The organism is Sphingobium sp. LSP13-1-1.1, from assembly GCF_040676415.1.
GTDB lineage: Bacteria > Pseudomonadota > Alphaproteobacteria > Sphingomonadales > Sphingomonadaceae > Sphingobium.
In genome coordinates this window covers 76,500-89,803 of the sequence record NZ_JBEGHU010000067.1, presented here as the reverse complement: position 1 = coordinate 89,803, position 13,304 = coordinate 76,500, and the positions used below count along the sequence as shown (strand labels likewise).

Here is a 13,304-nt window from a genome sequence, read left to right as displayed (position 1 = left end):
GCGCCGGAGGTGATCGGACAACCATATGCCAGCGGACCTATTTCCTGATCAGCGATCGGTTCCGGTCGCGCCGAAACCGCCTATCCCTGCAATGCGGGAAGCAGCAGGATGAAGCGGGCGCCGCCTTCGGGGGCGTCGTCGATGCGGATGTCGCCGCCCATGGCCCGCGCCAGACGCCGCGAAATGTAAAGGCCAAGACCGCTGCCGCCCGCATCGCTGCGGCCCAGCCGCTCGAACTTGTCAAAGACGCGCTCGCGACTGTCGACGGCTATCCCGCCTCCCTGATCCTGCACGGCGATCCAGGCCTGGCCGCCGGACCGGCCCGTCTCTATCCGCACGGTCAATCCCTCGGGCGCATAGCGCACCGCATTGCCGACCAGGTTCATGAGGATCTGCAAGGCCCGGCGAAACTCCCCTACGGCAGGCTCCGCTGCATCCAGCGCGGGTGGCAGAATGTCGATTTCCCGATCCCGCGCCTTGACCAGGAACAGACCCGCGGCGCGGCGTCCGATGTCGGCCAGGTCGACTTCCTCCGCGATCACGCTGAAATCGGGCCGGTCGATCGCCTGCAGGTCCGCCAGATCGTCGATCAGCGCCATCAGATGACGCCCCGCCGCCGAAATATCATGGGCGTAGCCCAGATAGTCCGGCCGCAGCGCCCCCTCCAGTTGCGCGGCGATCGAATCCGCATTGGCGATGATCCGCCCCAGGGGACGGCGCAGGGAACGATCAAGCCTTTTCCCGAATTCGGCGGGATAGAATAGCAGCGGCTCCGGCGTGGCGAGCGGCGCCGACACCGCGCGGTCCATGGGCAGCGCCTTGCCCCGGTAACCCGCCAGTTGCCCGGCAAGGTCGAACATCGGAAAGCCCGACAGAATGAAGCGCTGCGCGGGGTCGCTCGTCAATCCGGCTACCTGGTCGCGAAAGGCGCGCCGCTGCGCAAAACCGCGCAGGATGGCGAGATCGCCGTCCGCATCGGCACGCAGTTCGAAATAGCTGGTGAAGCGACTGCCCGGCACCGGCGGCGCGGTGGGAAGCGTTCCTTCGCTGCCCAGACCCTCCAGCACGATCTGGAAGCGCAGTTGCGTGTCGATCTGCCATGTCCAGCCGTCCGACAGGGCGGCGATGTCGGTCTCCCGCCGCGCCAGGTCGAGCGGGAGCGCCACTGCTTGCCGCTCATGCCAATCGATGATGGCAAGCTGTACCCGTTCGTCTTCGGGCCTGGCGCGCACCCACATGTCGATGTCGCCGCGCTCCGCCGCCGCGACCACGGGGCGGGACAGGGCGATGCCCAGATGCGTCGCCAGTCGCGCCATCGCCGCCAATTGCGGGATCGCCAGCGCGCTGCCGATGTCGCCACCCGCCTCCTGTTGCAAGGAAAGCAAGGGCGCGTCCGCACTCAGCAGCCGACCGTCCGAGGCGACGGTGGCCCGGATGACGGCGGGATGCGCCGGCATGTTCATCAACCGGCGATCCGCCGCAGATGATCGAGCTTCGCGCGCAGCGCTGCCGGTGCGCGCAGGGCGCCCACTGCCGCGTCGGCCTGGGCCACGCTCAGTTCCTGATAGCGCATGGCTTCCCCGACGATGGTCGCGTCCGACAGGGATGGCCGCACCGGGCGAAGCGCCAGCAGCAATTGCCGGTAATCGCTGTCCGATCCGCCGAGCGCGCGGCAAAGAGCAGCGACCTGCCCCACTGGCCCCATGACCAGTATGTCGGCGACCTGAGCGCTCGCCATCCGCAATCTTCGCCCGGCGAGCGCGGCGAACAGCAGGAAATGCCTGTGCTGCAGCGCGGCCGCCATCAGTTCAGACGCATCGGCATGGGTGTCCAGTTGACGGACCAGCCTGTCCGCCGCCGCGATTGGCCCCGTTGCTTCGTCATGCCGGGCCAGTTGGCGCTGCGCTGCGGCTTCGACCACGGGCAGCACCGCTTCCACCTCGATCAGGCCGCTCCGCTGGGCGATGGCTGCAAGGCAGGCAGCGGCGGTCCACAGCAATTCCGCGAAAAAGCCGGCGGGCAGATCAGGCTGCATCGGCTGATCCTCCGCCGCGGTCAGCAGCCAGCGCCCCTCCGCCAGCATCAGTGCGGCCAGCGCCTCACCCAGGGCCGGGTCGCCCGCTGCGAACAGCGGCTCCACCTCCGATTCGCTGCCCACGCCGCCATCGGGACCACCAAACTGGCGCAGCATCAGGCTGATCCCGCCGCGCATCTGCATATGGGCGAGCAGCGGCGGCGCCAGCAGTGTCGGTTGCGCGCACAGGGTCGGCCAGCAGACGGGTTGCGGCCAAGGTGCCAGCGCAGCCGCAATTTCCGGCGTTTCCTCCAGCGCCAGGCGCAATCCGATCTCGATGGCGGTCAGGCATCCGCCCAAATGCCGCCGGGTCTCCGCCACCAGCGCGTCATGCCGTTCCCGTCCGTCATCGGGAAAGAAAAACGCCAGATCAATGGCATGGCCGACGGGCACGGCGGACAAGCCCGCCATGACTTGCGCCATTGGCCAGCAGTCCGCCTGGGTCGGTCCGATCAGGGACGAAAAGGCGCTCATGCCGGCCAGCATAATGGCACGTCGTTAAAATGCACTAAACCGTAACGGGCAAAATCGTTCAATTCCGGCGGAGCAGGACCATCGTTCCCACCGACGCGATGGCGCACAGCATCGCCAGGTCGAACGTCAGCGCGAGCGCCCCGGCGAGCGACGCCAACAGCAGGGGCAAGAGTGCGCTGGCGGGCGTGAAGATCATCCATGGGCGAGCTGGTCCCGCCTTCTGCCAGCGATCCGCCATCTGGATGATCGCCAGCAGCAGCGCCAGATAGGTCGCGATCGGTCCTTCTCCCGCGAGAGCGATCCCCCCCAGAACAAAAGCCGGCACGATAAAGGCGATCCAGCCGACAGGCAGCGGCCGCAGCGCCATCTCGTCCAGCCGGTCAGCGGTCTCCGCCAGCAGCAGCGACGCCAGCAGCAGGCAGAAGCCGGTGCCCGTCCAGAGCAGTTCGATCGGCACCAGCGCGATCGCCCCCAACGCCATGGCGGCAATCCGCACCTGCAATGCCGGAACCTGCATGCGCATCAGCGCCGGACTGATCAGCCGGGCGGCGGGGCCCAGCAGATAATGTTCGGCTGCACCCCGGACACGCCGGAGCCGCGGTCCGCTGGCAAGCACCGCCTGCGCCGCCAGATCCGCCTGCTCCTGCGTTTCCACCAGCGCGACGCGGCCTTCCATCAGGTCGTCCTGCGGCACGGTAATCCGGCGCGCGCCGGCCTGCACCGCACCGCGCACCAGCGTCAGCGCCAGATCCCAGTCCCCGATCATGTCGAGCGTGTTGAACAACAGGTCCGGACTGACCCGGACGAGCCCGGCCCAGCGTTGTCCGGCGTCGATCCGTTCGAAGGGAGCGCTGGCCCGGCTGTCGTCCGTCACCAGCAGGGCGTCGCCCTGCTGCGCCGCCATGGCTTCGAAATAGTCCTGCCCGATGATTGCGCCGTCCGCGACCAGCAGAGCGTCAGCGTCGCGGGGGGCATCGCGCACCATCGACACCATGTCGCGGACCAGTGCGATGGCGATGCCGTCAGCCGACAGCCGGTCGACGGCCTGCGACAGGGCGGGCGTGATGACGCTGACCAGGATCATCACCCGGTCGGCCCCTGCGCGCACGGCCTGCCGCGCCTGATATTCCACCAGCGTCTGTCCGGCGAAGTGCAGGCCGGCGCGCAGCGATCCGGCCGAATCGCCGCCAGCCCGGCTCGCGCTGAGAATAGCCGCAAAAGTCATGCGTGATGAAACCGACCCGATCCTTGTTTAGCCCACCTTGTTACAAGGCGGACGCGATCGCGCAAGCGGACTGACGCGTCAACCTTGCATGAGATCGTCGAGAGCGGCGCGCAACCGCCGCAAGATGCGCGGATCCCCCGGCGCGGCGTCGGCCGCTTCATCAGCCATCGCCATCAGGGCGGTCAGGCCGAAACTCGCGGCCAGCCCCTTCAGCCGCCATGCGGCGAGCTGCCAGTTCGCGTCGCAGCGCGAACGCCCCAGCAGATCGACCTGCCGCTCCGCGCTTTCGATGAAGGCGACGCGCAGATCCTCGATCAGCGGTCTGTCGTCGCCGACAGCGGCGGCAAGAGCGGCATTCAGGGCGCCTGGATCATAGGACATGGGATCAACGCTATCTGGCTTGCGTTAAGTTTTGGTAACAGGGCATTTTCGTACGCGCAAAAGCTGCTAGGATGGCTCGCATGAATGGGGGCAGCACAATCGTCGAATTCTGGCGGGACAAGGAAGCACCGGCCGATGACACGGCGCAGGCGGACGACACCCTGCTATTGAAACAGGCCGTTCTGGACCTGGAGGATGAGGCCATGGCCGCAGAGGGCGACGGGCATGGCATGCCGGCCGCGGCCTGGGCCTCCCTCGTCGCCGGCCTTGGCTGGACCGGCTTTGCCGGCTGGGCGACGCTGTCGTCGGGGCAATGGCGCGCCGGGCCCGCGGCATGGCCGGGACTGGTTGCGACCATCATGGTCCCGCTTATCCTGCTGGGTGTCTGTTACCTGCTGCTTTTGCGGAACAGCCGCAGCGAATCCCGCCGCTATCTCGACACCGCCCGCGCCCTCAGGACCGAAGCGGAACTGCTGGAGCGGCGGGTTGCGCGAATCGCCAGCCAGCTCCAGACCGCACGCCAGACCATGCAGGACCAGGCGGAACTGCTCGACAGCTATGGTGCGGCCGCCAGCAGCAATATGGAGGCGTCGGCCGAGCTGATCGCGAGCCGCGCCCACAGCACCGCCGAACGCGCCGAAGCGGCCGAACGGGCCGGACTGGCGCTTGTCCAGCGCATGGAAGCGCTGGCCACCTCGATCCCGGCGCTGGAGGATCGCGCGACGCGCATGTCGGCCCAGATCGTCGACAATGGCCACGCGCTGGCGGAACGCATCGACATGCTGGAAGCGCGGCTGCATGCGCTGGGCGAAGTTTCCGACGATGCCCGCAGCCGGACGCTGTCCGCGACCAAGAGCCTGTCCAGCCAGCTCACGGAACTTCAGGAGGCCACGCGCTCGGCGACGCAGGAAGTGACCGGCATGGCCGATCTCGCTTCCGGCCGGATCGAGGCGACGACCCTGAGCGCGCGCAAGGCGATGGAAGAGAGCTGGCTCGACATCGAACAGAAGTCGATCGTGCTGAGCGGCCTCACCGAGCGGACCAAGTCGGAAATAGCGGAGACCACCCAGTCGGTCATCGCCCTGCTGACGCAGGAACTGAACCGCGTCGAGATCGACGTGCTGCACCGCCTGGAAACCACGCATGGGCGCGCCCAGGAAACCATGGCGGCGGTCGACGCCAATCTGACCGCGCAGGCCACATCGCTCAAGGCCCTTATAGAGGGTGCGCAGGCCGGGATCGCAGCTACCAGCCAGTCCGCCCTCTCCACCCTGGCCCGCGATGCCGAAACCGTGGAGGCCGAGCTGCGCCAGCGAGTGGAAGCGGCCGTGGCACAGACCCATGAGGGCATCAGGCTGACGGACGAGGGCATCATCCACCACACGGAGGCGCTGGAGGCGCTCATCGCCCGGTCGCGCGACAGCATCGCCGCCATCGGGGATGAAACCGTCGCCAACCTTGCGGATCATGTGGGTGAGATCGAAAGTCGCCTGCACCTGATCAATAATCTGGTCGAGGGCCAGCGCACGCTTGTCTCCGGCCTGCAGCGCAGCCTGGACGAGGCGGTCGATTCTGCGCAGTCCCGCTTTGCCGCGATGGAAGAGTCTGCTCTCGCCCGCAATGAGCGGCTGACCGAAGCGCTATCGCGCCTGACGGCCGAAACGCAGCGCATCGACGCCGCCCTGGCGGCGGGCGGGCTGACCGCCGAAAAGCTGATAGGCAGCGCAGAAACGCTGATGGTCGCGCTTGATTCCAGCGTCCGCGAACTTGACGAAACCTTCCCTGCGGCGCTCCAGCGCTTCGACGGCAGGATCGAAACCAGCCGCACCCTGCTCGACAGTGCCGCGCCGGAGATCGAGCGGCTGGAGGCCATATCCGAGGCGCTGCTCGGCCGGACCCAGGAGGCGGAGGAGTTGCTCCGCGGCCAGGGACGCCGCCTGTCCGAATGGCTGGAAAGCACGCAAAGCGGCGTCGATGCCAATCGCGAATTGGTGGAAAAGCTGCGCACCGCGCTCGACAATGCGCATCAGGACGCGACCCGCATCACCGAAGGCGCGGGGCCACTGCTCGTCACGGCGTTGCTCCGCGTCAAGGACACGGCCGACCAGGCGGCCGAACGCGCCCGCCAGGCGTTGAGCCGCGCCATTCCCGAAGCGGCAAACGCGCTTGCCGACGCCAGTGAACAGGCCATGCAGCGCGCGATCGACGAAAAGGTCACGGCCCAGATCGAAATGGTCGCCAAGGTGGCGGAGGAAGCCGTCAAGGCCGCCCATCAGGCCTCCGACCGCCTGACCCGCCAGCTCCTGACCATCGCAGACACCAGCGCCAGCCTGGAGGCGCGGATAGAGGAGGCCGATCGCATCGCCGAGGACCGCGACCGCGACCATTTCGCGCGACGGTCCGCGCTGATCATCGAATCGCTCAACAGCACGGCGATCGATGTTTCGAAGATACTCTCCAATGATGTGACGGATTCGGCCTGGTCAGCCTATCTGAAGGGCGACCGCGGCGTCTTCACCCGCCGCGCCGTCAAATTGCTCGACGCCGGCGAATCCCGCGAAATTGCCCTGCATTACGACAATGATCCTGAATTTCAGGAACATGTGAATCGCTACATCCACGACTTCGAATCGATGCTGCGGATCATCCTGTCTGCCCGTGACGGCAATGCGCTGGGCGTGGCGATCCTGTCGTCCGACATGGGCAAGCTCTATGTCGCGCTGGCGCAGGCGATCGAAAGGCTGCGGCAATAGGTGTTATCCTGCCTCATGCTCAAGCGAAGGAGCATGAGGCGCTTACCATCGCCACCCCTTTCGCCAGACAGATTAGTCGGCCGTTGTCGGATCGATCGTCGCGCATATTCGGGCAATGCTGTTTGCGGGGAAACCCGCCATTTCGGCATGCTGGCGGATCAATTCCTCGCTCGGCGCACGATAGATGCAGTAGATCCTGTCGTCCGTCACATAGCTGTGGACCCATTGGATATCCGGGCCGAGCTGGCGCAACACATTGCAGGATCCCTGCGCCGCGCCCTTTAGCTGCTCACCCGATAACTGGCCGACGCCAGGCATGTCCCGTTCGATCACGAATTGCGGCATGACGTCCTCCCTTTCCGAAAAGACGCGCGGATCATAGGCGCTTCGCGCGCCGATTTCGAGGACGATATCGGGTTAGGGCCGGCCTGGAACCTCAACGGCAGGCGCGCCCGCCCCACACGCCGCGTTCCGCCTGATCAAGATGCAGGTGATCGCGGTGGGCCGCATTGTAATCGGGCGACAGGACGGTCGAAAACAGGCCGCAGGCGCCATCACGAACCTCATGCAGAAATTCTGCTTCCTTCCCCTCCCCGCTCCAGTCAGCCGCAACGCCGATCCGGCGGCCGTCCGTCAGGATGAAGCCCGCCACGTCAATGGCATCGGCCGTTGCGTGCTCGCTGAAATCCCCGGCGCTGCGGCCATAAAGCCGACGGCAGCTATAGGCGCCGAAATGCGTGATCCGGCGCACGGCACGGCCGAAATAGCGCTGGGCGGCTGGCTGGACGACCTGCCATTCCCAGACCTTGAGGCCGGCAGCAACCGGACAGGAGGGCGCGACCGCCGCCGGTTCCAGCATGATCGCGTCCCTGGCGGGCGCCAGCCGCACTGCATCGGCATAGGCGCACTGGTCCTTGCCTCCCCGCTTCATGCGCGCATAGGCGACCCCCGCCCGGTCGAGCAGGGCCCGGCATTCGGCGGGATGCGCGGTCAGCAGGGCAAGCTTGCGCCCGGTGAACAGGCCGACCGGCTGGGCCAGATCAAGGGGCGTCCAGGGCACATTCTGAGGCTGGCGACCGACATAGGCATAGCCGATAAGGCAAATGATCAGGATTGCCCCGATCTGGACAAGGCGGCGCAAAAAGAGGTGAAGCCGGCGCATGCCTCAAGCACGCCGGACAGTCCCCATTGGTTCCGACGTAACCGGATAGCCCAGATGATCGGGAATGCAGAGATGCCGCTCCCCTTCTATCTCCTCAAACCAGGGCGTGACCGTCTGGACCGGAATTGACAAGGCATGCGCCGACAGATCATCGAAGCCATTGAATTGAGCCAGCCGTTCCAGATTGCGGCGGGTGGGGAAGATGATCCGCCCCTCCCCCCGGTCGCAGCGAGCGATCGTGTCCGCCGCGCTGCTCCAGAAAAGTTGCACATTTTCGGTGGCGTCCACGCTCGCATTCTGTCCTTCCGGCGCCCGTGCAATATAGAAGCGGGTGTCGAAAACGCGCTGCGCGTGCTCCAGTCGCGCGGGGTGCCAGCGGGCGAAGGGCACCAGCCGATCCAGCGCAATCTCCAGCCCATGCTCGTCAAGCATGTCGCCAAAGGCCATCCCCGCCGCAAGCGCCTGCCGCATGAGGGGGAGCCGATCCGGCGGCGGAGGAGATGTGAAGCCTATGGCAAGGCCGCTTTCCTCCAGGGTTTCCCGAACGGCGGCTATCCGCGCCGCTGCCTCATCCACAGGCAGTCCACCTGCGATCCTTTCGGCAAGCGCATGGTCGCCGGCATCCACGGCCCCACCGGGAAAGACCAGTGCCCCTGCGGCAAAGGCCATGCTCGACGCCCGTTCCATCATCAGGATTTCCGCGGCCGCGCCCGGCCGGTCGCGCAGGATCACCACGGTCGAGGCAGCGCGGCTCTCAGGAAGCATATCTGTCATGAAACCGCCAATAGGCATCCAAATCGCTGGCGGTAAAGTCCCTTGCGTCAACCCCTTGGCCCGACATCGTATGATGCTGATTGCGCCGATCTGGCGCACGGAGGGGGAGCAGATGGCAGAAGGTACATCTTGGCGAAAGCGGAGCTTCCAGATCTGTGAACGGATCGCGCGGGGTCGGTTCTGTACAACCGGACGATGTCACGGGCGAAGATGGAGCAACTTCTGTGCGAGCAGGATTCCTGCATCATTGCGATGGAAGCCTGAGCGACCAGCCATTTCTGGGGCCGCCATGCTCAATCACTCGGGCATGAGGTCCGCTTGATCCTGCCAATCTACGTCAAACCATTCGTCAAACGGCAAAGGAACAATGCTGCCGATGCCGCAGCCGATCCGGCCGAACATGCACCACCTTGCCGCCTTGAGCCGGATAGCCTTCAACGGCAAACCAATCCATGTTAACCACTTTTCATAAGCGGAAAGCGGTCAAGGCCGAGCTGCGCATCTTTCATGCTCCCTCGTCCGTTGCGCAATGGCTCATGAAGCGCTCACGAACGGCCCGGTGGGCATCGGATCAAGGGAGTGCCGCAATGCCGGTCGAGACGGAACTCAAACTGCAACTCGAACCCGACGCCATCCCCTTTCTGGAGGCGAGCGACCTTCTGGGCAAGGCGGCACCCGTGGTCAGACAGCGCTCGCTCTATTTCGACACGCCCGATCAGAAGCTGCGCGCCCAAGCCATGTCATTGCGCATCCGCCGTGCGGGCCGGAGCAGGACCCAGACCCTCAAAGGCTGCGAAGGTCAGGCTGCGGGCCTGTTCGAACGATCGGAATGGGAAATGCCTGTCAAGGACGACCAGCCCAAGGTCGAGGGACTGAGGCCCCTGATCGATGCACTCGGCAAGGAGGTGAACGGCCTGGGCGTCATCTTCGAGGTGCAGAATGAGCGGCGGACTTGGCATTTGCGGTCGGGCGGATCGGACGTCGAACTGGTTCTCGATCATGGCGCGGCTGTGGTTGCAGGGCGGACAAGCGCGATCAACGAAATGGAGCTGGAACTCAAATCCGGACAGCCCGCCGATCTATTTCGGCTCGCCCGGCAGATCGACGCCATCGTCCCCGTTCGCCTGGGTGTTCAGAGCAAGGCGGAACGCGGCTATGATCTGCTCGGCCCGGCACGCACCGCGTTCAAGGCGGAGGCGCTGTCGCTCGCCAAAGACGCCAGCGTTGCTGATGCATTCAGGGCCATCGTCCATGGCTGTCTGCGGCAATATCGGCTGAACGAGACGCTGTTTCTGGAAGCGCCCAATCCCGCCGCCCTGCATCAGGCGCGGGTCGGGCTGCGGCGGCTGCGCTCGGCATTCACGATCTTCAAGCCGATCCTGGAGCGCGAGAGGGCCGAGCGCTTCAAGACCCGGCTGCGCGACCTTTCGGCGGTGCTGGGGGATGCGCGCAATCTCGACGTCCTCAAGGAGAAACCTTTACCGCCAGCAGCGTTGAGCAGGATCGAGGAGGCACGGCAAGCCGCCTATGAAAAGGTGGAGCGGCGACTGCATGCCGCCGAAAGCCGCGCCTTGATGATGGATCTGATCGAATGGCTGGGTGACGACGACTGGTTCACCAACCATGAACTGGCGGGCAGACCCGCCATCGGTTTTGCGGACGACCGGCTTGGCCGGTTGCGGCGATGCATCAAGAAGGACGGTCGCCATCTCGCCCGTGGATCGGACAGCGAGCGGCATGAGGTGCGCAAGGATGCGAAGAAGCTCCGCTACGCTTCGGAATTTTTCGCCCATCTGTTCGACACGCCCAAACAGCAAAGACGTCACGGGAAATTCCTGAAGACGATGGAAAAGCTGCAGGACGATCTCGGCGCCCTCAACGACCTCGCAACCGCTGACGAGATCATCGACAAGCTGGGCATCGACAAGTCCAGCACTCAGCATATCCATGCCGATCGCCACACCCTGATCCGGCACGCCAGCAAGGCATGGGAAGACTTGATCGACCTGAAACGCTTCTGGCGCTGATCCGGCCGCTCAAACAGGCATGCTCCGCATCGCCGGCACTACCCATGTAGAAAGATGAATATTCATTATACTGCCATAAGAACGAAATCGCCACGACCCAATGTTTGGGTAGCTGCCCTTCAAACTTGGGGGGCGCCATGTTCAAAACATCTTTCACAATCCTGTTCGCCTTTATAGGCGCGCTGTCGCCTATCGGCATAGGCGAAACAAGGCTTGGGGATCAGGCAGTCGCGGCAGACACTGTCAGGGTCGAGAGACCAGACAATGTGCTGTCGGTCATGACATATAATATCAAGGGACTGCCCTGGCCGATCGCGCTTGACCGGGATGACGCCCTGGATCGGATTGGCGAGCGATTGGCAATGATGCGCCGTGATCGACGCCAGCCGCACATCGTCCTGATGCAGGAGGTTTTCTCCTCCAAGGCTGCGGAAGTGGCTGCCGTGGCCGGTTACCGGCATGCCGTAATGGGTCCCGATTCAGCCCTGCGCACGACGATGGCCATGGACGGTATCGACAGGCACTATATCAAGGCCGCCCGCTGGGACCGGGGCGAAAATATGGGCAAGTCTCTGAACAGCGGCCTCATGATCCTTTCGGATTATCCTGTCCTCGGGATTGAGCGCATGGCCTTTCCGGACTTTGCCTGTGCCGGTTTTGACTGCCTTGCCAATAAGGGCGTGTTGATCGTCCATCTGAACATTCCCGGCGTCGGGCGAGTCAGCGTCGTCAATGCCCATCTGAACGCCCGTTCGGCGGCGATGGTGCCTGTTGCGCGATCGCAACAGGCCTTTGCCCGTCAGGTCGATCTGATGGCAGGTTTCGTTGCCCGGCATGTGCCGCAGGGACAGGCCATGATCCTGGGTGGGGACATGAATATCGGCAGCGACCAGCAACGCCAGGCCAGTTTCTTTACCGCCTTCGCGCGATCCGGCTTATCCTTCATCACGCCTGCCCTGGGAGGTGCAATCCAGGCGCTCGCGCACGGCCAGCTGGCTGAAGCCACTATGCGGCGAGACCTGTTACACGCCGCCCGCCACGGCAAGGACTGGCTGTTCGGCCGCGACGCGAGCGGCACCGCCCTGCCCGTTCGGCAGGCGCAAGTGCCCTTCGGCAACGAAGTGACAGGCGAACCGCTATCCGATCATTTTGGTTATGTGATCGATTATGCCCCGAAGAGGTACGGAGCGCATGAACTCATCCATTTTGCGGAGCGCGGCGAACTCCCACGACTGGGAGGCCGCTGATGCGCACCCTATATTGCGGGTTCGCGGCGTCGCTCCTGCTGTCTGGAGGGGCCGCGCAGGCGCAGACCGCCGACATGAACGGAGCCTTTTTCCTCAAGCCCGGCCTCGCGCATCGGATTTTGCCGCCTGCGACCAATATGAGCAGGCATTCAAGATTGCCGCGGCTGGCGCGGGTTGCTGTCGACGATCGCACCCATGAAATCGCGATAGTCGTCCGGCGGCAGAAGCAGCGGTTCGTTGGAGGCAGATGGGGCGGTAGCGATCAACCCGTTTCATCCGCTGCCCTATCGCAAAGCCGCATGGTATTGATGACCTTTGAAGACCGCATTCCGCTGGCGGAGCGGCTGACTCTGAGGGCAGGTTTCCAGGGGATGAAGCTCAGCAATCGCGGCGCAAATGTCACTTCGCTCGGCAGCAATGAACGCCTTCGCACGCGCGACTGGTTCATGCCGCGGGTCGCCATAGGCTGGAGGCCGGGAGCGGATCTTGACCTGATGATCGACTATCGGGAAACATTGACCGGCTATGGCGAAACCGGCCGGACCGGGCCAATGGGACTGACCCGGGAGGATTTCAGGACATGGTCGCGGAATTTCAGGCCCGAACGGCACCGCCGCCTGCGCTTCGACGCGGATTGGCTGCCCGCAGCGGATCTGGGCGTGAAGGTAACGGCTTTTCAGGGGCGCCTCGACGATCGGCTGCTCTTTACTGACCATGGATATATGCCGGTGGACGGCGGCTCCGCCCGCCTTCTGGGCGCCGCCGTCAGTATCAGTCATCGCCTCTCCTCAAAATGGCACTGGTCGATGCGCTATGGCGCGACGCAACTGAAGCGGACCGAAAACGGTTCCGTCACCGAACAAAGCATGACGGTCCAGGCTGGCTGGAACAGCGGCCCCTGGAGCGCGACGCTGAGCGGCACAAGAAGCAGCCGGCCCGCCCTGTGGCATGAAGCGACGGAATTGCGGGGGCCGATGCATGTCATGGGGGAGCTGCGGTACGAAATTGCCGGTCTTGATCGCACCCCGCTCAGCGTCGCGCTGCGCCTGACGGATTCCGACCGTCTTGCCAGCAATGCGCTGTTGCGCAATGACCGTTCGGGCATTGCGCATGCGACCGATCAGGCCCGTGGGCTGATGCTGAATGTCGCTTGCAACTGGTAAAACTGGCTGCCTACGACAGCAGTC

At 64.8% G+C, this 13,304-nt stretch carries 11 protein-coding genes and 1 pseudogene; 5 read left to right on the top strand and 7 right to left on the bottom strand.

Annotated elements, in window-relative coordinates:
• Nucleotides 1-80: 80 nt before the first annotated feature.
• The 4 genes from MRBLSP13_RS20375 to MRBLSP13_RS20360 all read right to left on the bottom strand — a co-directional run bounded on the left by MRBLSP13_RS20375 (nucleotide 81) and on the right by MRBLSP13_RS20360 (nucleotide 4,154).
• Nucleotides 81-1,463 carry a sensor histidine kinase gene (locus tag MRBLSP13_RS20375; RefSeq protein WP_363756363.1) on the bottom strand — a complete coding sequence of 461 codons (1,383 nt, stop codon included), beginning with the start codon at nucleotides 1,461-1,463 and terminating at the stop codon, nucleotides 81-83.
• Nucleotides 1,463-2,560, bottom strand: coding sequence for a hypothetical protein (locus MRBLSP13_RS20370; RefSeq protein ID WP_363737063.1), 1,098 nt, complete (start codon nucleotides 2,558-2,560; stop codon nucleotides 1,463-1,465). The genes MRBLSP13_RS20375 and MRBLSP13_RS20370 overlap by 1 nt, the downstream gene beginning before the upstream one ends.
• Nucleotides 2,561-2,606: 46 nt before the next feature.
• Nucleotides 2,607-3,773, bottom strand: coding sequence for a hypothetical protein (locus MRBLSP13_RS20365; RefSeq protein ID WP_363737064.1), 1,167 nt, complete (start codon nucleotides 3,771-3,773; stop codon nucleotides 2,607-2,609).
• A 78-nt stretch (nucleotides 3,774-3,851) separates the two neighbouring features.
• On the bottom strand, nucleotides 3,852-4,154 hold the full coding sequence (locus MRBLSP13_RS20360; RefSeq protein WP_133653981.1) for an Hpt domain-containing protein: 303 nt from the start codon (nucleotides 4,152-4,154) through the stop codon (nucleotides 3,852-3,854).
• 80 nt (nucleotides 4,155-4,234) lie between these two features.
• Between MRBLSP13_RS20360 and MRBLSP13_RS20355 the strand changes: the two genes are divergently transcribed.
• Nucleotides 4,235-6,907 (top strand): hypothetical protein, encoded by a 2,673-nt coding sequence (locus MRBLSP13_RS20355; RefSeq protein WP_363756360.1) that lies wholly within the window; start codon nucleotides 4,235-4,237, stop codon nucleotides 6,905-6,907.
• 72 nt (nucleotides 6,908-6,979) lie between these two features.
• On the opposite strand, the gene MRBLSP13_RS20350 is transcribed toward MRBLSP13_RS20355, so the two are convergent.
• The 3 genes from MRBLSP13_RS20350 to MRBLSP13_RS20340 form a co-directional block, all read right to left on the bottom strand.
• On the bottom strand, nucleotides 6,980-7,252 hold the full coding sequence (locus MRBLSP13_RS20350) for a DUF4242 domain-containing protein (protein ID WP_133653979.1): 273 nt from the start codon (nucleotides 7,250-7,252) through the stop codon (nucleotides 6,980-6,982).
• Between the two features lie 91 nt (nucleotides 7,253-7,343).
• Entirely contained in the window at nucleotides 7,344-8,069 is a 726-nt protein-coding gene (locus tag MRBLSP13_RS20345; RefSeq protein ID WP_363756358.1) for an extensin family protein, read from the bottom strand.
• A gap of 3 nt (nucleotides 8,070-8,072) precedes the next feature.
• Nucleotides 8,073-8,834, bottom strand: a complete 762-nt coding sequence (locus MRBLSP13_RS20340) for an NUDIX hydrolase (RefSeq protein WP_363756425.1) — start codon at nucleotides 8,832-8,834, stop codon at nucleotides 8,073-8,075.
• Between the two features lie 249 nt (nucleotides 8,835-9,083).
• Here MRBLSP13_RS20340 and MRBLSP13_RS20335 point away from each other — a divergent pair.
• The 4 genes and pseudogenes from MRBLSP13_RS20335 to MRBLSP13_RS20320 all read left to right on the top strand — a co-directional run.
• Nucleotides 9,084-9,230 (top strand): annotated as a pseudogene (locus tag MRBLSP13_RS20335) (IS110 family transposase); the annotation flags it as partial.
• A 200-nt stretch (nucleotides 9,231-9,430) separates the two neighbouring features.
• Nucleotides 9,431-10,870, top strand: coding sequence for a CHAD domain-containing protein (locus tag MRBLSP13_RS20330; protein WP_363756356.1), 1,440 nt, complete (start codon nucleotides 9,431-9,433; stop codon nucleotides 10,868-10,870).
• Nucleotides 10,871-11,148: 278 nt separating this feature from the next.
• Complete coding sequence (locus MRBLSP13_RS20325) at nucleotides 11,149-12,117, top strand: endonuclease/exonuclease/phosphatase family protein (RefSeq protein ID WP_363756354.1); 969 nt, start codon at nucleotides 11,149-11,151, stop codon at nucleotides 12,115-12,117.
• Nucleotides 12,117-13,280, top strand: coding sequence for a TonB-dependent receptor domain-containing protein (locus MRBLSP13_RS20320; protein ID WP_363756352.1), 1,164 nt, complete (start codon nucleotides 12,117-12,119; stop codon nucleotides 13,278-13,280). The genes MRBLSP13_RS20325 and MRBLSP13_RS20320 overlap by 1 nt, the downstream gene beginning before the upstream one ends.
• The last annotated feature ends 24 nt before the right edge of the window (nucleotides 13,281-13,304 follow it).